General features: G+C 47.3%; 16 protein-coding genes. 3 read left to right on the forward strand and 13 right to left on the reverse strand.

Going from position 1 to position 18,607, the window contains the following annotated elements:
* Positions 1-72: 72 nt before the first annotated feature.
* The gene (locus HP552_RS23260) at positions 73-975 is read right to left on the reverse strand and encodes an SDR family oxidoreductase (RefSeq protein WP_175397771.1); all 903 of its coding nucleotides are present in this window, start codon (positions 973-975) and stop codon (positions 73-75) included.
* A gap of 360 nt (positions 976-1,335) precedes the next feature.
* Between HP552_RS23260 and HP552_RS23265 the strand changes: the two genes are divergently transcribed.
* Positions 1,336-2,328 (forward strand): MerR family transcriptional regulator, encoded by a 993-nt coding sequence (locus tag HP552_RS23265; protein ID WP_312884340.1) that lies wholly within the window; start codon positions 1,336-1,338, stop codon positions 2,326-2,328.
* A 26-nt stretch (positions 2,329-2,354) separates the two neighbouring features.
* Here the strand turns inward: HP552_RS23265 and HP552_RS23270 are convergent, their stop codons facing one another.
* The 4 genes from HP552_RS23270 to HP552_RS23285 form a co-directional block, all read right to left on the reverse strand.
* Positions 2,355-3,869, reverse strand: a complete 1,515-nt coding sequence (locus HP552_RS23270) for an alpha/beta hydrolase family protein (RefSeq protein ID WP_175397772.1) — start codon at positions 3,867-3,869, stop codon at positions 2,355-2,357.
* A 203-nt stretch (positions 3,870-4,072) separates the two neighbouring features.
* Complete coding sequence (locus HP552_RS23275) at positions 4,073-4,420, reverse strand: hypothetical protein (protein WP_175397773.1); 348 nt, start codon at positions 4,418-4,420, stop codon at positions 4,073-4,075.
* Positions 4,421-4,435: 15 nt separating this feature from the next.
* Positions 4,436-4,855: a hypothetical protein gene (locus HP552_RS23280; protein ID WP_175397774.1), complete on the reverse strand. Its 420-nt coding sequence runs from the start codon at positions 4,853-4,855 to the stop codon at positions 4,436-4,438.
* A gap of 314 nt (positions 4,856-5,169) precedes the next feature.
* Entirely contained in the window at positions 5,170-6,549 is a 1,380-nt protein-coding gene (locus HP552_RS23285; protein WP_175397775.1) for an amino acid permease, read from the reverse strand.
* Positions 6,550-6,995: 446 nt separating this feature from the next.
* Between HP552_RS23285 and HP552_RS23290 the strand changes: the two genes are divergently transcribed.
* Positions 6,996-7,991: a DUF4003 family protein gene (locus HP552_RS23290; protein ID WP_175397776.1), complete on the forward strand. Its 996-nt coding sequence runs from the start codon at positions 6,996-6,998 to the stop codon at positions 7,989-7,991.
* Positions 7,992-8,100: 109 nt separating this feature from the next.
* Here HP552_RS23290 and HP552_RS23295 read toward each other — a convergent pair whose 3' ends face one another.
* The 8 genes from HP552_RS23295 to HP552_RS23330 all read right to left on the reverse strand — a co-directional run bounded on the left by HP552_RS23295 (position 8,101) and on the right by HP552_RS23330 (position 17,226).
* The gene (locus HP552_RS23295; RefSeq protein WP_175397777.1) at positions 8,101-9,090 is read right to left on the reverse strand and encodes a phosphotransferase; all 990 of its coding nucleotides are present in this window, start codon (positions 9,088-9,090) and stop codon (positions 8,101-8,103) included.
* 30 nt (positions 9,091-9,120) lie between these two features.
* The gene (locus HP552_RS23300) at positions 9,121-9,639 is read right to left on the reverse strand and encodes an RDD family protein (protein WP_175397778.1); all 519 of its coding nucleotides are present in this window, start codon (positions 9,637-9,639) and stop codon (positions 9,121-9,123) included.
* A gap of 46 nt (positions 9,640-9,685) precedes the next feature.
* Positions 9,686-10,414: an SMI1/KNR4 family protein gene (locus HP552_RS23305; RefSeq protein WP_175397779.1), complete on the reverse strand. Its 729-nt coding sequence runs from the start codon at positions 10,412-10,414 to the stop codon at positions 9,686-9,688.
* A gap of 150 nt (positions 10,415-10,564) precedes the next feature.
* Positions 10,565-11,971, reverse strand: coding sequence for a serine hydrolase domain-containing protein (locus tag HP552_RS23310; RefSeq protein WP_312884337.1), 1,407 nt, complete (start codon positions 11,969-11,971; stop codon positions 10,565-10,567).
* A gap of 132 nt (positions 11,972-12,103) precedes the next feature.
* Entirely contained in the window at positions 12,104-13,198 is a 1,095-nt protein-coding gene (locus HP552_RS23315) for a HAMP domain-containing sensor histidine kinase (protein ID WP_175397780.1), read from the reverse strand.
* Entirely contained in the window at positions 13,183-13,857 is a 675-nt protein-coding gene (locus HP552_RS23320; RefSeq protein ID WP_175397781.1) for a response regulator transcription factor, read from the reverse strand. The genes HP552_RS23315 and HP552_RS23320 overlap by 16 nt, the downstream gene beginning before the upstream one ends.
* A 156-nt stretch (positions 13,858-14,013) precedes the next feature.
* On the reverse strand, positions 14,014-16,194 hold the full coding sequence (gnpA, locus tag HP552_RS23325) for a 1,3-beta-galactosyl-N-acetylhexosamine phosphorylase (protein ID WP_175397782.1): 2,181 nt from the start codon (positions 16,192-16,194) through the stop codon (positions 14,014-14,016).
* 12 nt (positions 16,195-16,206) lie between these two features.
* On the reverse strand, positions 16,207-17,226 hold the full coding sequence (locus HP552_RS23330; protein WP_175397783.1) for a glycoside hydrolase family 88/105 protein: 1,020 nt from the start codon (positions 17,224-17,226) through the stop codon (positions 16,207-16,209).
* 391 nt (positions 17,227-17,617) lie between these two features.
* Between HP552_RS23330 and HP552_RS23335 the strand changes: the two genes are divergently transcribed.
* Positions 17,618-18,559, forward strand: a complete 942-nt coding sequence (locus HP552_RS23335) for an AraC family transcriptional regulator (protein WP_175397784.1) — start codon at positions 17,618-17,620, stop codon at positions 18,557-18,559.
* The last annotated feature ends 48 nt before the right edge of the window (positions 18,560-18,607 follow it).

An 18,607-nucleotide genomic window follows, 5' to 3' on the forward strand; every position in this document is an offset into this window, starting at 1 on the left:
TCTCCCATGAACAGGGAATGGAGTTCTTTGTTTAACCGACTATTTCAATCATGGATGCCTGTTATCTCATGTTTACGGACTAACTGTACCGCCATTGGCATTCAATGTCTCGCCGCTCACATAGCTGGATTCCTGACTTGCCAGGAATACAAACGCAGGCGCCATCTCGGCAGGCTGTCCTGCCCGACCAAGTGGTGTATTGGAGCCAAAACTAGCAAGCTTCTCCACGGGTTGTCCGCCTACGATCTGAAGCGGTGTCCATACCGGACCTGGCGCAACGACATTCACACGAATGCCTTTGCTACCGACCTGCTGGGCGAGTGCTTTGCTGAACGTGTTAATGGCCGCCTTCGTCGTTGCATAGTCCAGCAGGATTGGCGAAGGACTGTACGCCTGGATGGAGGACGTATTGATGATGGAGCTGCCTGGTTTCATATGTTTTATAGCCGCTTTGCAGAGCCAGAACAGAGAATACACATTCGTCTTAAATGTCGCATCGAATTGTTCTGTCGTCAGATCGGCGATCTGTTCAACAAACTGCTGTTTACCTGCCACGTTCGCAAGGATATCAATCCCGCCAAGCTCTTTTACGGCAGATTCAATGAGCTGCTCGCAATATTTCTCATCCTTCAGGTCACCTGGAATCGCAACAGCCTTGCGGCCTGCTTCTTCAATCAGCTGCACCACTTCTTTGGCGTCGGCTTCTTCCTCCGGAAGGTAGGACAGCACAACATCCGCGCCTTCACGGGCAAAAGCAATCGCTGCCGCACGGCCAATCCCGCTGTCCGCCCCGGTGACTACGGCTTTGCGTCCAGTCAGACGTCCGCTGCCTTTGTAGCTCTTTTCCCCTGCATCAGGTACAGGTGTCATCTCGCGCTGAAGTCCAGGCTCTTCCTGCTGCTGCTTCCACTCGGGTGTTGCCTTCGGATATTGTGTCGTCGGATCTTGTACAGTATGCTGGTCTTGATTAGCCATGTTCAATTCCTCCTCGGTCATTTACAGATGATCACTACGATCACAGAACAACCTTACGATTGCTGTTATCCCCAGATTTTTTTTCTCCCTTTTATTAAGGGGAAAATCCAGGGATAGCGTATGCTTCCGATGCAGCTTTCTTGCAGAAAGCTTTTAAGCGAGCACTTCGTTTCTCCAGGTTATTTCTGTTCTCTTCGTGACCATGCAAATTTAAATTTATTTATTGTTGTTTTCATAAAAGTTGCACTCTTTTCTTTGTAACCGAGATGGGCCAAATTTAAACTGGGCCTGCTCAATTCCATATAGCCATTGTTCCGCATTGAATCTCCAGTGACTGGAGGTTATATAATCAATCATGAGGTGATCTCATTGAATTTAAACCAAGATACATATTCGATCGGTGAAGCTGCCAAAATGATCGGTTCAACCGTTAAAACCATTCGTTATTACGACGAAATCGGACTGGTCCATCCCTCGCTTTATACGGAAGGCGGGCACCGTCTCTATACACCGCAGGACCTGTGGCGGCTGGAGCTTATCACTACGCTGCGCTATCTGAATTTCGGCATACCGGATATTCGCAGGCTCATGTCCGGTGAACTGGGCATGTCACAGGCGCTGGACCTGCAGATTGAAGCTCTGGAAACCCAGATCAGCACCATGAGCACCATGCTCTCCATTTTGCAGCAAGCCAAACAGCATGAAGCGGAAGCTTCACTGAATTCCGGTCAGTCTCTCACCTATGTATCCAGCCTGGTGGATTCACTAACGGCCCATGCCAAGAAACGGAAGCAATTTGTCTCCGCCAAGATGGAAGAATCTCATCTCCTGGACGAGATCCCGCAGGAATGGAGAGTCTCGTTTTTGCACTTTTTTGATAAATACCTGATGAAAGATACGAAATTATCTGCCAAACAAACAATGGCCTGGAAGGAAATTCAGGAGATCATTAATGATCCGGCCTATATTGCCGATCTGGCCCGTCTCGAACTGCCCTTCTTCACCATGGCAAACCATCCACAGGTTGAGGCTGACGCCTGGGTGAGAAAAATGGAGGAAATCCGTATTCGTACCACCGAGGCTCTGACCAAGCAATGGCCACCAGACAGCCCTGCGGTTCAGGCTATGGTTTGGGATTTTGTAATGATGTACGCCAGCAATGAACATACCGGAGACCCAGAAGCCTTTTTCAGCAAACAAGCCCGGTACATGCTGGACTTCGTTACAGAGCGCATCCTTCGTTTTAATAGACTGTGTATGGTGCTGAACCCCGAATGGAGCGAAATTGTTAACGGTATTAACCTGCTTCAGGAAGGCATGAGGCTGCGGTTAAAACAAATGGAAGAAGACTGAACGTCAGTCTCCTTCCATTTTTCGTTTTAGCCCTTTTTTAACGAATAGGATGCATGTTCCCCCACTTCACTATCCATACGGAGCGATTGCCCTTTTAAATAGTGATTGAAGAAGTCGATCGTTGTATCGTTTATCAATTGTTGTGCCCCACGTGCGTCTACACCCTGTGACCATTCCAGAATGGGAGATATCAGATAGAGATCCGAGAAACTCAGATGTTTGGTGTTGCTCAGTTCCATCCAGAAGTTCCCTCCTACGGTCACTGGCTCATATCGGGCATATACTTCCTCGTAGTATTTCTCGGCTTCCGGACGGGTCGTGCCCATGGCCGCGATCTCTTCGTCACTCATTACACTTGTACCTGCGACCGTTGTGTCCGCACTCATCATCAGAAACGGTTTGCCTACCCCTTCAGCGGGAATGCGCTTCTCTCCAAACAATACACCATCCATGTTCATCCCTGCTTTGACACGCGGATCATCCATTAACATCTGTACCGTTGTCGCCCCGCCAAATGAATGTCCAAACATGCCGATGTTGTCCAGATCCATATGTCCGGTAAAACGCCCGTTTGGATCTCCTGCGGCTAATTTCTTCACCTCATCCAGTACAAACTGCGCGTCCTTCACCCATGTCTCGTTGAGCTTGTCCATATAACTGAATTGCAGCTGTTCGAAGCCTTCTTTCCCCTCCGATTCAAACTGGGCCACACGTCCATCCGGAAATACAGATACCAGACTGCTATACGTGTGATTAATGCCAACAACAATGTAACCTTGACTAACCAGCTGCTCCACCTGGAACGTATTCTGATTTTCATAGCCATGCAGACCATGAGAGAAAAGGATTACCGGGTATTGCGCTTCCGCATCTGATAATGAAGCTTCCTGAATCGCATGTGCTTTGACTTGGTCCAAACTTGAAAATAACAGCTTCGGCAGCTGCAGCACTTCATTGAAGGCTGCTGCATATACGGCTGGATCGTTTACATAAGGGGCTGTTGTTCCCTTGGCATCTGGATCTGTGGGATACCAGATCTGCACCATCAGTTCCCGTTTGTCCCCGGCTGTACTTGTCAGTAATTCCTCCCGACTATTGTCTGTCCAGTCATAGGATACTGTTCCGATTCCGTAGGGACCTGTAAGCTTTTCAAATGAAAATACCGGAAAAAGCAGCGGTAGCCCAACGGTTACGGCAGCGTATACCAACACCAACATAGATGTTGCAATGATTCGAACACGTCCAGTTTTTTGTACGGCAGACGTGCTGGAAGACGATGCTGCAGCATGTTTGCCCACTGTCGTCACTGAGCGCTGCTGTCTTCTTGCATCTGCCATTATCCCAATCAGTGGAACCAATGTGAGCAGGTACGCTGGAATCATCGGCCAACGCATGCCCTCTACCCATCCATGAATCAGCAGCAGCACACCCGATATGACGAGCCCTCCCCATACCCCTTTCTGCGGCTTATTCCGCCCTCCGATCAACCACACCAGCATTACGACGTTGAAAATAAGATAGATCCATTCTACTGTCCTCATGATACTAGTTCCCCCTTGTCTGTTTGCTGCGTTTCGAATTGCAAGCTGTACAGCAGTTCTTCTAGTTGCAATCATAAAACCTCCAGTAACAGGAGATTCAAGGGGGATTTTTTAAGAAAACGAACCTAAACTACTTTAAAACAAAAAAAAGAGAGGGATTCCCCTCTCCTTCCACATATCTTAATTTCGAAAACAACGTAATATTACCATGATGTACGCGGTTTTTGAATTGCATCTGTTTCTTTTTCGATATCTGTCATCATATCTTTAATCCGATCCAATGCCAGTTGAAGCTGCTTTTGATGTGCATCGAGACGGTGGGCCATGGATCGAACCTGTTCTTGTGTAGGAGGCTGAGGCGCATGGGAGATTTCAATCAGTTCTTTTTCAATAGCATCTATGCCGTCCAATCCTGCACCCAGCATCTCAATGCCAAACTTGGCCTTGTCTGCGATATGATCTATTTTTAGAGCCGTTTCTTTTGCTTGTTTGTTGCCCCAGCCACCCGATATGTAGTTGGGTTGACCTACAGGTGGTGTGTAATCGCTCATAGAGACCGAACCTCCCTATTTCTGATACTTATCAGTAATTTCATCAATCTTGTCTGTCAACTTGTCGATCTCGTCCGTGAGACTATCAATTTCGTTGGTTAATTTGTCCACATCTTTAATGTTCTTCTGAACTTCGTCAATGTTGCCACTAGTAGCAATTACTTTGGACATCACTTCTTGTGCAATCGATGTCACAAGTACCTGTACATGATCGGGAGCATCTTGTCCAACCTGTGCGACCAGTCTGTCAATCAGAGGTTTGATTTGAGATAGCGTAGTAGCTGCATTGGCAAGCTCACGACCACAAGAGTTCAATTCGGAATCAATCTTGTCCGACACCCGGTCAATTTTGGATTGAGTGATCTGGTCGATTTCTCTGATTACCTTGTCGATATCATTGGACATCTCACGTACTGCGCCTTTTCCTACTAACATTAGCAAACTCCCCCAGTATGTTTTACAAATTCTTCAATCCTCTTGATTATAAGGTAAGCCTCCATGCTGAGCAATAAATTACGTTGTTATTTCGACGCTTTTTTACAAATAAAAGGGCATTACTGCAATCTTCGCTTCTCCCTTCTACGGATTTCCATAGTTTAAGGGAATTTTGCTTGTATATAACACGTTCTTCCCCTATAAAACAAATAAAAATGCACTCCCTGAATGACATGTGAACCCCTTAAAGGTTCTCCGATGTATTCAAGGAATGCATGAAATGGAATTTCAAATTCAGAAGTTCATATAAAAGATTATTGTCCTTCTCCGCCATCTACCCGCTGTCTCTTGTCTATGCCAAATACGTAATATCCGATCACCACGATCGCCATAAATGTGGCACCAACAACCAGGGGTAAGCGTGTATCCGGGTTAAACGCCATGCCGATGATGACGAGGATCAGATACACGATGATAATGTAGTTGCTGATCGGGAACCATTTGGACTTGAAGTTGTGATCAGCCATCTCACTACCCCAACGCTTTCTGAATCGGAACTGGCTGAATGCCAGTGCGAACCACGGTACCATCCCCGGAAGAACACTTGCACTATAGATATACAGGAACAGTTTGGAGTCCGGCATCAGGTAGTTCAGTATAACACCAATCAACAGCAAGGAAATGGTGACAATGATACTGTTGCGGGGAACTCCGCCTTTGGACAACTTTTTAAAAAAGGCAGGTGCCTGTCCATTCTCCGCAAGCGTGTATAACATACGGCCCGCACTATAGATTCCGCTGTTGCATCCCGACATTGCCGCCGTAAGCACCACGAAGTTGATAATCCCCGCAGCAGCTACGATACCAACCTTGGCAAACGTCAGTACAAACGGGCTTCCCGTCTGTCCGACTTCATTCCATGGGTACAGCGTTACGATAACAAAGATGGCACCTACGTAAAAGATCAGGATACGCCATACGATATTTTTGATTGCTTTACGCAGCGTCTGCTTCGGATTCTCTGCTTCCCCTGCCGTAATGCCGACCATTTCAACACCCTGATAGGCAGCCGTTACAATACATAGGGCGAATAAAAATCCTTTGATCCCTCCAGGGAAAAATCCCCCATGACTTACCAGATTCGATAGTCCAATCGGCTCTCCGCCGTTACCAAGACCGAAGAAGATTAATCCGGTTCCGATTACGACCATGAAGACAATGGCTGTTACCTTAATCATGGCGAACCAGAATTCGAACTCACCGTAAAATTTAACCGCAGCGAGATTCGCTGCCGCAATAATGAGTACCCCAGCGAGTGCAGGCAGCCACTGTGGAATGTCCGGAAACCAATAACCGACATAAATGCCGATTGCCGTAACTTCCGCCATCCCAACCGTTACCCAGAGGAACCAGTAACTCCAGGCAGTTAGGAATCCGGCGAGCGGACTGATATATTTGTGAGCAAATGTGGCAAATGAACCGGTGACAGGCTCCTGGATCAACATTTCACCCATAATACGCATGACAAAAAAGATAATGATTCCGGCCAGCAAATAGGCCAGCAGTACCGAAGGACCTGCCCATTTGATCGTACTTGCCGATCCCATGAACAATCCGACGCCGATTGTACCCCCGAGTGCAATCAGCTCTACATGCCGGGGCTTAAGCCCTCTAGATAGTTGCTTCGATTCCAAACGATTCTCCCCTTTTCTTGTGTGCAGCTTCGTGTTGTAGATTTCATTTTTATACTCACATTAACGCAATGCAGAATTGCATCACCAAATTGTACGAGTTGTGCCGCAGAAATACAACAAGGAATGTAAGGAAGCGTTTTAAATGAGAATTATCATCATTTATAATGATATATAACAATCACTTTTCTGGCTTTCACTTTGGATAAGGAGGGGTTTAATCCCCTCCAAAAAGGAACCTCTTAAACCAGAGAGAAGGTTCTTTTGTTACCTCTACCCTTAGTTTAGTGGAACTCCCTCAGGACTATCCCCGTATTGTATTTCAGAAGATCACATATGGGGTACTGGTTATAGTTCCTATATTTTCTCATTCAATTGATATTATAAACGAGATCGGTCGATGTTAGACCACGACCCAAACCATGTAATAACATTCGGGAGGTCTGCATATGGAGCAGCAACACGCAGCACGAGTTGAATTATTCGTTTCCAACACCCAAATCATCAAGAAGTCGTTCAAGTGGCAAAATCCGATGATGCACCGCCTTAGTGCCCTTCTCTATGCAGCGGACAATAAAACTGCGGATGGCGAGGCCATTCGTCAGAGTCATGATCTGATGAAACATAATACAGGTCTCTTTTCTGCATTCAGGGGCAATTCGGCCATCAGTATCGCAGCCATGCTCTCCCTCACAACGGATCAGGAAACGAAGCTGGCGGAAACTTTGCATGTCTACGACCTGATGAAAGAGATCAAATTCCGCTCTTCCGATTTTCTCGCGGTTGCTGCTTATCAGATTGCTGTCCAGGCAGCGCCTGATCAATTTCAGTATACGGTAGAACGCACTAAGGCTTTTTACGATCAGATGAAAGCAAACCACCGCTTCCTTACTGCACAGGATGACTATATTTTTGCAGCCATGCTGGCTCTCTCCGATCTGGATGTGGATTCCGGTGTGGCCCGCATGGAACAGCTCTATCGTGAATTGAAGCCGGAGTTTTCTTCTGGCAACAGCGTACAGGCATTAACACAAGTATTGGTTCTTGGGGACGACAGTCCGGAATCGAGTCATCGCGTGTTGAGATTACAAGAGGCGTTCCGCAAACGCAGCATCCGACTGGATAAAACGTATACCTTATCTTCCCTGGGTGTACTCTCTTTACTGCCTGTGGACCAGGAAACACTTGTGGATCAGGTCCAGGAAACGTATGACTGGCTGCGTGATCAAAAGGGCTTCGGGGCATGGTCGATCACCAAACAGGAATTGCTGTTATTTTCATCTGCCCTTGTGGCGGTTCAGCATGTTGAGAATTTGAGAAATGGCGTTCTGACCACCACTCTCTCAACAAGTATCTCGAACATTATCATCGCACAGCAAGCTGCCATGGCCTCTGCTGCCGCGGCATCGGCCGCTGCTGCCGCTTCATCATCTTCATCAAGCTAATGTTTGACAAGGCAGATTTATCACGAGACCAAAAGGCCCATCTGAGTCACTCAGATGGGTCTTAGATTTATTTAATTCAGTATCAAAATAATAAAACTTTTTTCCGAAACTATACGATTCCCGTTTCACGAAACTCCTCCATAAAACTGTCCAGCCAATCATCGCCATAATCCAGCGCACCCATATCACTTTCGATAAATGCAGCATCCAGACCCATGACCCAAAATCTGCGAGCGACAATGAACAGGTCGACGGCTTGTTCGTCCTCTGGAGAGAACCTTCGTATCGAACGATAACCCGCCATGAGTGCCTTCCATAATGCTTCTTTTTGCTCAGCAGACTGTCTCTTCCTAGCTTTCACCTGAGCCAGATCATACGCACGCCAGCCATTAGCCGCCCACTCAAAATCATAGTGAGTAAACGAGTTTTCCTGCTGAAAAGCATTATTGTTTCCATGCATATCGCCATGGCACAATCCCCATTCCAGACCATCGCTGGATGCGGTAATACGCTTCTTCAACTCCTGAGTAAACGTATGCAAAAATGGCACTGCTTCATGCGATTCCCCGATATACGCCACAATCCGTTCCAACGGCTGATCGATCAGAAATGGTGTATTCAGCTCATAACGAGGCTGCTCCAGGACCACCTGATCCATAGCCTTATGCAGCTCCGCAGCAGATTGACCAAAAGCATAACAGGACTCTTCATCCTGCAAATTATTCTCGATTCCATTGATGTAACGGAACATCACGGCCATCCGTTTACCCTCCGGCGCATCCAGAACAGTGTATCCACTGTTATCTTTCTTATTGAGATGCTCTCCTACATCAGCGCACGCTGAAGAATTCAATATCGCTTTCAATTGAGACAGCACCGATAACTCCGCGCCTACCTCTTCTTCTCCAACCTCTGTACGGTAAACCCGAAGGATATACATGCCCGTGGACGTTTTTACCCGATATGTATCATTCAATCCCCGCAGCCAAAATAAACATTCTTTCCATTGCCCGATGTCATATTGATCACTTAGAGCAAATTCCAAGTATTTCGGACTTAAAACGGATCGCAAAGCAGTTGGTTGATCAAATTTCTGCATATATATGCTCCTTCAGTTTAGTAATAAGCTTCAGCCAGCCCGCTTAACCACCTGTGTTTTTGCTAGAAGGTCGTACAAGGACTGCTTTCTCTTCGTAAATATTGCGGTAAAAATATACGTGAACATCAGGGCGTAGATTAGCCCGCCTATTACATAATACTGGACAGGAACAGCACCTTCTCCCACATGGACCAGCCGGTACACCAGATAATGCGAGAGCTCCCAAGGCAGGAACTTCAGAATCGTTCTGAATATAGCATGCGGTACTGACAAAGCATTTCCATTTTGATTAACAACCTGAATGGCCGTCTTCCTTTTCCCAAACGACTGTCCACCCACTGTTGAGTCACTAATCACAAAATATACGGAGATCGGTAGAGTTACCATTATAAAACCGGTAAGCTGAGCTACAGCAAGGGATCCATTAAAAAGCTCTTGCAAGGAAGGAAAGATGAACACGTTCTCAACCAATAACAAGACCAAATAACCAAACATCAGAATGTAATCCAACAAAAAGGCTTTGATTCGAAGTAGAAATGTGGCATACATGCGAGTGACCTCCATTTCATCTCATATAAGGCTCTCCTTTTAACAATCAACCAAGATTGGTTCTGTAGTCGGGCAGTTGACGATCTTGCGTTGTACGTTCCAACAAGCTCGCTATACTCTCTCTATTGAATGACGCCAGATATACGGCCAAAATATCATCTTCATTTTCCCCAATAGCCATTTCAAAGAGAAAAATGACACCGTCCTTACAAAATATTCGCCAAGCCTGAAGAGATGACGTCTCCTGGATCTCATACTGTAAGTCACTCAATCCCCAATACGTTAGGTAATCCGATAAACCCCACATACTCTCGTCAAAAATAACCCAATAGGGCAGCCTGTCCTCCACCCCAAGCTGAATCAATGCCTTGCTTACCAAGAAGTTGGTAAGCGATTCGTTCTCCAGCGACCAGTCGGGATTGTTCCATGCGCACAGATACACTGGCGGGTCTTCCTTCTTCAGGTCGCTAAAACGAATACCACAATAGATCACCGACTCTTCACACTGATAGAACACCAGAAACCCCTTGTCCGTTGTAAAGAAATCGGGATCAGGCACGAATATATCATGCAGGGTCATCGGCTCATACTGATTGTTGCAATTCTGCGTAATATATTGGGACCGCCCAAACCTCTTATAGTATTCACACAGAGCGGCTGGAAACGGCTTACCTAGACGACGCTCCTGCTCCTGAATGTCCTCCTCTGAAATGGAATCACTTACTTCATCATGACCTTGCAAGAACTCCGTCAATAATTTGAATTCCGCATTCACCTTACTCTCCTCCCCTCTCGAGAACGTATTTTTCAAAGAACAAAATCCCATGTTCCTTGGATTCTTCCCTGTGCTCCCTTCACCTTGTGAACAAACAGTAATTCGTCACCCTTTTGGATGACCGCGCCCACAGCCATACGTATCATCTATTCACCTCATGGTTTTGGATATTCGGCCTTTCTTTGTATTCTGAACATAAATGTAATAATAACTAGCCAAATGCCCTATATTGACAAGCGACCATGCAACAAGCCATATGATTGGAGACGACAGGGTAGTCCAGATGCCGAACCAGGGCAGCACGCGCCCTCCGCCGATAAACGTCATTAATGGAGACAGGAACAAGAGAATCAGGATTGGGATCAGCCTGCCGACCGTGATCAGAATCAATCTGCTGATTGTGAGACGTTGGTTCTTCCGACGGATGCGAGAATAGGCATAGACGCCCCATACAAGCGTAGCGAGGATGAGCGCAATCATGATAATTTCCATGTTTCGGCCGTTCACAAAAGAGGCTTCGGGCTTCTCCCCCCTCATAATATCCGCGATTCCATCGATAAAAGCCGAGTAGTTCACAAAAGCATTTATACCCGAATTAAACATCACCGCGATGCCCAGCTGCTCATCCAAATATACCGTTTCTTCCGACTTGTATGTCCAGAAAATACCGCTATGGGAGATCGTTCGCCCCCCGGATTCATCTTGGGGATCTGCAAGCCATCCCATGCCGTACGGCCCGATGGCTCCGGCTTCATGATATTGTTTCATCAGATCGGGGGAAAGCAGGCGGCCGTGATATTGGGCAAGCATCCACAGCGACATGTCCTCAGCGGTTGATACGATGCCTGCAGGGCCCTCAATAAACCACAGTGGTTCCGATTGACTTACAGAACGTCCCAAACTCGAGTAATGTCCTGACGGAACAGCTTCATTCCCATCGATTTGCAGCGTCGTGCTGACACTGAAGGTATGATTCATTCCTAGCGGTTCAAAAATGTGCCTTTTCAGGTAATCCGAAAAGCGCTCTCCGCTGACGCTCTCCACAAGGTTCGCCAGCAGCACGTAATTGGGATTATGATAGCTGTAGGCATTTCCGGGGTTATGGGCCAATTGAACCTCGGATATTAACCGGCTTGCCTCGTCCAGGGATTGGAATTGCGGAGTCCTCGTCATATCGGGATTTATTTTGTCATTGAGACCACTGGTCTGATTCAATAGATGGCGGACCGTAATATCACGAAAATGAGGATCTCGTGGGGAAAGCCCGGGAAAATAGGAAGCGTAAGCCGCATCCAGGTCAATCTGACCGTTGTCCGCGAGCTGCAGAACAGCCAATGCGGTAAAGGACTTGCTTAGCGAAGCAATGGGAAAAGGAGTTCCGCCCGTAACGTTTTGGCCATTTTCAAATGTTCCATAGCCTTTTGCGTAGAAGACCTCATCGTTATTGGCAATTGCCAGTGATGCAGCCTTGATATGATTGGCTTTCATGCTCTGAGTCATAAATTCGTCGATGTCCCTCATGACTTCTGTCTTGTCTCGGGCTTCCGTGGCGGACACAGGGTTCACCCACATGGAACATAACAACAGTAAGCAGCTTATTACGAAAAAAATACTTTTTTTCAGTTTTGGCATCATAACACTCCTTAAATCAAGATAAGGAAATGCTATCATGTCATTTTCAACTATTTATCAACTCGGGTCCCCAAACCCCAAACTTGCTGTCACAGTTCCGCCACCGCGAGGTCCGTTTTCAACATGCAGGCTCCCTCCATGTTTCTTGCAAAAAACTTTGCAAACGTAAAGGCCCAGCCCGCGATGTTCGGTAGCATCCCACACCTCATCGCGGTAAAAAGGGAGATCGGCCTTGTGCAAGGCTTCGTCCGAGAAGCCCGGCCCGTCGTCTGAGACAGTAATCTTCATAGAGCCTTCCTGTACGATGTAACGAACGTTCACTTGACTGACTGCGTATCGTCCCCCATTGGCCACCACATTCTCGAAAATCTGCATGATGATATAAGGATCCACGTTAATTGCAGTATGATCACATTCCATGGAAGAGACAAAGCGTTTGCCGAATTTCCTTGCGATTTGTTCGCCGCTGTCATTCAGCAAAGCCGTCAATGAGATTACATCCGTCGACTGGCGATGTACCGGGACATCCTCCAGCTTCTGTATCGAGTTCATCGCCTCCACATAGCTCTCCAGACGTACAATGTGAAGGTTCATGGTATGGATCAGGTCCAGCACCTTTTCTTCCGACAATTTCTTCTCCGGCAGATAGGTGGAGAGAAGCTCGGCGTTTCCTTTCAACACCGCCAGCGGTGTTCTAAGGTCATGGGCAAAAATTGCATTGAGCTGCTTGCGCTCCTCTACCGAACGCCAGAGTGTCTTTACGTTTTTCTCCAATTGTGTACGCATGCTTTCAAAGGCCCTGACCAGCTCTCCCATTTCGTCCCGGCTGTCATAGGAGATACGGAAGCCCAGATCGTTGGCCGAAATGTTCTCGGATGCTCGCTTTAACAGCTCCAACGGACGTTTTAGTTTCAATCTGTAAAATAAAACGGCCATGGTGACAATCCCGGCGGCCACGGTTAGCAGCACCGCCGCGACGAGGGAAGGCAGTACCCAATCCGTTTCTCCATAACGCAGCCGCAGGTTCTCCGCCCAAGCGAACTCCAGGGTTATGACGGCCAGCACGGCAATGAGCGTGACCACGCATAACAGGATAAAAGATTGCAGCAAGGTAAACGGCTTCAGCAGCAGCCTGTTCATAAACTTGGCCATTTATATCCTACTCCCCAAACGGTCTCGATTCGGTTAGAGCAACCAAACTCCTTAAATTTGGAGCGAATTCGCCGGATATGCTCCGCCATCACACTGCTGTCACCTTCATTGTCCAAGCCCCATATCTTTTCGTATATGCGCTCCTTTTCGAACACCATACCTGGATGCATTGACAGCAGTTCAATAATAGCGAACTCTTTTTTGGCCAGAGGAATTCGCTCATCCCGGTAGTAGAGCTCCCGGGCCGTATAATCAATGACCAGATCATCGTTAAACCTCACCGAGGATTTAGTCTGGATTCGCCGTTCCCTGCGCAAATGCGCTTCGACCCTGGCCCCCAGCTCATGAATGCTGAAAGGTTTCAGAATGTAGTCATCGCCTCCAGCCTGAAATCCGGCTATTTTATCAGCATCTTCGATTCGAGCCGTTAAAAATACAATCGGGCAAGAGACAAAGTCTCGGATTTGCTCGCATAATTGAAGACCGTTCTGCTCAGGCATGTTGATATCTAGCAAAACGAGATCGGGTTGTTGTTCCACTTTCCGTAGCGCCTCCCGGCTGTTCTTGGCCGTCATAACGGTATATCCATTGATTTCAAAATATTCGGTCAGCAGCTTGAGCAGATCCGCTTCATCGTCAACGATCAGTATTTTAGGCATCCATGCTCTCTCCCGTATCCAGATATTTGAATTTAGCATAGCAAAAATGAGCTGGCTCATAAAGAAGGGAATCCAACAACATATTCATGGAGAAAATCCTGTTCAGCTAAAATAGACCGCTCCCTAGTCAGGGAAACGGTCTATGAAGAAGATATTTTATGAGGACACCGATTTGTTTACACCAAGTTTGGTGATAACCGTATCATACGGGGCCAGTTCCAGCGTTTGTTTTCCATGCTCTGTATCGATCGTTGTTTCTTGCAGTTGGTCACTATTGTTGATGACAACCAATATGTTACTTTCCGGATAGTAAGCACACTCGGTATACAGGTTATCCGGGATATACTTCGTTTCATCGTACTCGTTGCCTGCAAAACGAATCAGATTCAGCAGCAATCTGGTATTCTCCCAGTTGAATGCGAATGCAGGAAGATAGATTCCTTTTCCTTTGCCGAAGGCATGTGAAGACAGCGTAATGCGGCCATCCGTTTCGTGCAGTACCTCAGCTGTTCCATCCGTGAGATAAATACCGTTCTTAGGCGTAATGCTGGCCTCATCCGGTACTAATCCATGCTTATCCTGAACCTCATAAGACCATCTTCCATGAACGACTCTGGAACCAGTATCCTCATCCACCCCAAGAACATGTGCCATTCTGAAAAAGTTGTCGTATCCCTCGATCGCCGAAGGCTGATTGATGCCGATAAAGGTACCACCCTCATGCACCCATTGCGTCAGTAAATCCACACATTTGTGATCATTCCAGTGGTCTCCACCGCTCCATGCGGAACCGGCAGAACCGGCATTGATCACGACATCGCAATCTTGCAGTACGCCCTGACGAATGTCTTCAAAATCAATGAACCGCACTTCAACCGGCAATCCGGATAAGGCTTCATTGACATGAATCAAGTCATGCATATAGGTTTCATGGAAATGCCCGGACAACGTCCACGATCTCAGTTTGCCCCAGCTATGCAGAACAGCTGCCTTGGTCTTGATCTGATAAGGTTTGCCAGCCTGGTGCAGCTCTTTCATTTCCCTGAATTCATTCGCAATCTTCTCAATGTAATCCACAAAATCCGGGTAAGGCTCGACCAGGTGCAAATAACCGCCCAGTCCGATCCGGTCAATCGGCTCCCTGAGCAGGGCACGCCGGATATTAATCCAGTATTTCTTGGCATCCAGCGTTGGGTCGCCGCCCTCCTTGAAAGTAGGGAGGCCGCCTAAACCAACCGGGAACAGGTATGGGTGCAGCCGGATTTCATGCGTGTCCACGTCGATCCCCGAACACATCCTTGCCTCATACCCGGAGAATACGCATTTGATCATGCCATCGAATCCAAACTCTTGGAAACGGTCATTATAAGGTTCCATGCCGACCCAACTGTCATCGTAGAAGACATAGGCCAGCTTGTTATGTTTGTGTACAATATCAATCAGCTTTTTGCCGAATTCAATCACGAAATCATTGATGAATGCCATCCAGTCAAGCTTCCGCTGATCCGCAGGGATATGACTGACCTGATATTTCCCGCCATTCACGAAATCCTCAGCCGTGAGGGAATAGCCGACCTTTTTGGCAAACAGATCAAGTGCTCTTGAACTTACCGTAAAATCATATGAACCCCAGTCCGAGAACAGATGACGGTTCCGCTCACTGCTGCCCCAGATCCAGGCGAAATTATAGAACAGTGAAGTAAACCGGACAACGGTCGTTTCCTTGTGCTCCTGACACCAATTTTCCATCCAGTTCAGCAAGTATGCTTGAGTTTCTGGATAGATGGGATCAATCTGCATCAGGTGTTCTTTGTCCCAGTCATTGGTCGTGTGGTTGTACATGGAGATCTCTTCCCATATCCGGTAAACCATGAAGCTGACGGTGTATTTATGCCACGGAACAATGCCGGTAATGACCACATTGCCGGATTCCCGCTCATAATTCCATTGTTCTCTCGGCACTTCTTTCCCCGTCGTCCGGTCATAGACCTGCCAATACTTGAACGCTTCCCGGGAATCGTTAACCCGGAACTGTTCAGCGAAGAAATCCTCCATCAGGTAGATGGATAGGTAATCCTGCACGGCCACCTTGGGGTTCGTAATCAGGAAACACTGCTGCAGCTTATCCGTATTGCGGGAAGCCCACTCGTTGTGATCCCGGATAATACAGATCGTCGAATAAATACCGTAACCTGCATTGATAATCTCATCCGACAATTTGGTACCGTCACTGTCACGAATGACATCGGCACCCCACCGTTCAGCAAGTTCCAATGTCAGCGCCTCATAACCCGATTCTCCAGGAAGGGTAAAGGCTCCCGTTGATTTTTTGGACACGTGGATCTCCTCCTATCTCAACATGTCGGACAGAAAAGCGAGTGCCAGGCCTTGACCCCAGCCCTGAATCCAGTCTTTGGGGATATTACGATATCCTTCACGATCCTTCATTACAGCCGTGCCGCCGGATACACCCAGTACGCGCCCGTCTTCAGTGATGTTTTTCAGAACGCCATCCAAAGCCTTTTGTACATATTTGGTATGCAGCGGATTGCCGTTATTGATCATAGCTGCCGCTATCCCGCAAGATGCCGATACTTCTTCATAGGACTCCTCGTCGTCCAAAACTGTCCGCCACAGGCCGTTCTCCGTCTGTACCAGCTTCAGTGCTGCCAGTTGATCCCGAAGCGAACACTCGACGTCCATGCATTGCGGATACAAATACCAGTCCTTCAATTGCGGTTTCACCTGTGACATCGTATAGGCGCCCCAGGCGTTCGCTCTGCCCCAGTAAAATCCGGACATGTGGTCCTTGTTAACGTTGTTATAGCCGTGATACCAGAGACTCGTGCTCGGGTCCTGCAGGTATTTGATATGCCAGTAATACTGATTCAAGGCATCTTGAATCATGGCCTCATCTTTTAGTTTGCTGCCCACGCGCAGCAGGAAAAATGCAGCCATAAACAAGGTATCCGCCCAGGCTTGTTCCGGAAAATCATTGGCAACGGATACGGTATGCTGCAGCACGTTGTCTCCGAAGCGGAGCGCATGGTTCTGGAGATAGTCCACCTTGCTCAAGGCAATATCCCAATACTTCTGATCCCCTGTTTCTTCATACAAGGTAATCAGCATATGGCCCATGGCACAGGTGTTAACCGTCCAGCTTGGCAGACCGAGCTCAATGTACTCATCCGCCCACTGAACCAGCCTGTCCAAAACCTCCTTGTTCCCCGTCGTTTGATAAGCTCTGGTTACACCATAATAGGCCACGCCGCAAGGCCAATCCCACGTTAGATCCATGGCCAGCGTTTTTTGGGTGACGATATCGATGACCTTTAAAATCTCTTCCCTGTCATATTTCACTTGAAGCATTGGTATTCCCCTCTCCTGCGCACACGCCCCCAAGTGCGCCCTGAGAGGTGTCCGTCCATTATTGTAAACGCTTTACTTATCCCATTCTACGCAGTAAAATAGTGTCAATCTAAGCATATTCACAACAAAACTGCGCAATTTCAACCATTTATGAATAATATCTAAGGTTTACACTAAGTCACTCCGCTGTCAGAACAATCTTCCGATCGCTGTTATCCCCAGATTTTTTTGATTCCTTTTCTATGGGAAAATCAGGTGATAAAGGCGAACACTCTGCTTCTCCAGATTTGTTCTGCCCTCTCCGTTACCGTTTAATTGTAGAATTTCATAGTTACCTTTACTGTAGTTTCTAATAAAAATGGACTCCAATTAACAAATAGGGGGATCGTAGATGCCTAAAAAAAAGAAGCCTGTCATTGAATATCGCCATTACAGCCTGCCCATTCACTTTCCTGTGCTGCTGTTAAGCGGTGAACGTTGGAAAATATCCGATATCAAGAGCGAACATCTTCATTTTCATAACCATCTGGAGATTGGCATCTGTTATTCGGATAGCGGCATCATGGAAATCAAGGGAGAATCCGTTCCCTTTCAGGCCGGCGATGTAACCTTCATTCCCAGATATCTTCCCCACACAACATACAGCACGCCTAATACAGCCAGCCTGTGGGCTTATATTTTCTTTTCGCCAGAGGACCTGTTTCAGCATTCATTGAAAAGTACATACCGTGACTTTGAGCCGAATTTATGGGCTGTGCAGGGAACGAACTGTGTGCTAAGCAAGGAGCAGCATCCCAAGGTGTATACCCTTGCCACATCGATCGTTGAGGAGTTGAAACAACAGAACCCCTACTACCAGGAAAGTGCCTATGGCCTGATGCTGTCCCTGTATATCGAACTCCTGCGGATTCATTCCAGGAATCAGCCCCTGGCAGAACAGGGTCAAGACCATAGTCTGAAAGGCGATCTTGTTATTTCACCGGTGCTGGAGTACATCACCAAAAATTATATGACCCCCATTACCATCGCTTTTTTGGCCGATCTATGCCACTTGAGTACAACACATTTCCGCAGAAAATTTCATGAAATTATGGGTACGACGCCTCTCGATTTTATCAACAGCACCCGGATTGAAGAGGCCTGCAAGCAGTTGAAAAGCACGGACAACTCCATTCTATCGATCTCTGAGCAAGTTGGTTTCCACTCCATTTCCAGCTTCAATCGCTGCTTCTCCAAGCTGATGGGGAAGTCGCCCAAAGCATGGCGCAAAGGCGCACAATCCGAAGTGCAATCCGCGAAAGCGTCCATATTGGAGTTTACGGGGTGGGTGTAATTACTAAACAGAAGGCGGCTGGTATCCTCCTCTAAATGGGTAAACTCC

Source organism: Paenibacillus xylanilyticus, assembly GCF_013359935.1.
GTDB classification, from domain to species: Bacteria; Bacillota; Bacilli; order Paenibacillales; family Paenibacillaceae; genus Paenibacillus; species Paenibacillus xylanilyticus.

Bases quoted from the DNA above. Each gene is read 5' to 3' on its own strand.
- HP552_RS23260 (WP_175397771.1), bottom strand. From the start codon at position 975: ATGGCTAATCAAGACCAGCATACTGTACAAGATCCGACGACACAATAT.
- HP552_RS23290 (WP_175397776.1), top strand. From the start codon at position 6,996: ATGGAGCAGCAACACGCAGCACGAGTTGAATTATTCGTTTCCAACACC.
- HP552_RS23270 (WP_175397772.1), bottom strand. From the start codon at position 3,869: ATGAGGACAGTAGAATGGATCTATCTTATTTTCAACGTCGTAATGCTG.
- HP552_RS23275 (WP_175397773.1), bottom strand. From the start codon at position 4,420: ATGAGCGATTACACACCACCTGTAGGTCAACCCAACTACATATCGGGT.
- HP552_RS23315 (WP_175397780.1), bottom strand. From the start codon at position 13,198: ATGGCCAAGTTTATGAACAGGCTGCTGCTGAAGCCGTTTACCTTGCTG.
- HP552_RS23335 (WP_175397784.1), top strand. From the start codon at position 17,618: ATGCCTAAAAAAAAGAAGCCTGTCATTGAATATCGCCATTACAGCCTG.
- HP552_RS23280 (WP_175397774.1), bottom strand. From the start codon at position 4,855: ATGTTAGTAGGAAAAGGCGCAGTACGTGAGATGTCCAATGATATCGAC.
- HP552_RS23300 (WP_175397778.1), bottom strand. From the start codon at position 9,639: ATGTATGCCACATTTCTACTTCGAATCAAAGCCTTTTTGTTGGATTAC.
- HP552_RS23330 (WP_175397783.1), bottom strand. From the start codon at position 17,226: ATGCTTCAAGTGAAATATGACAGGGAAGAGATTTTAAAGGTCATCGAT.
- HP552_RS23295 (WP_175397777.1), bottom strand. From the start codon at position 9,090: ATGCAGAAATTTGATCAACCAACTGCTTTGCGATCCGTTTTAAGTCCG.
- HP552_RS23320 (WP_175397781.1), bottom strand. From the start codon at position 13,857: ATGCCTAAAATACTGATCGTTGACGATGAAGCGGATCTGCTCAAGCTG.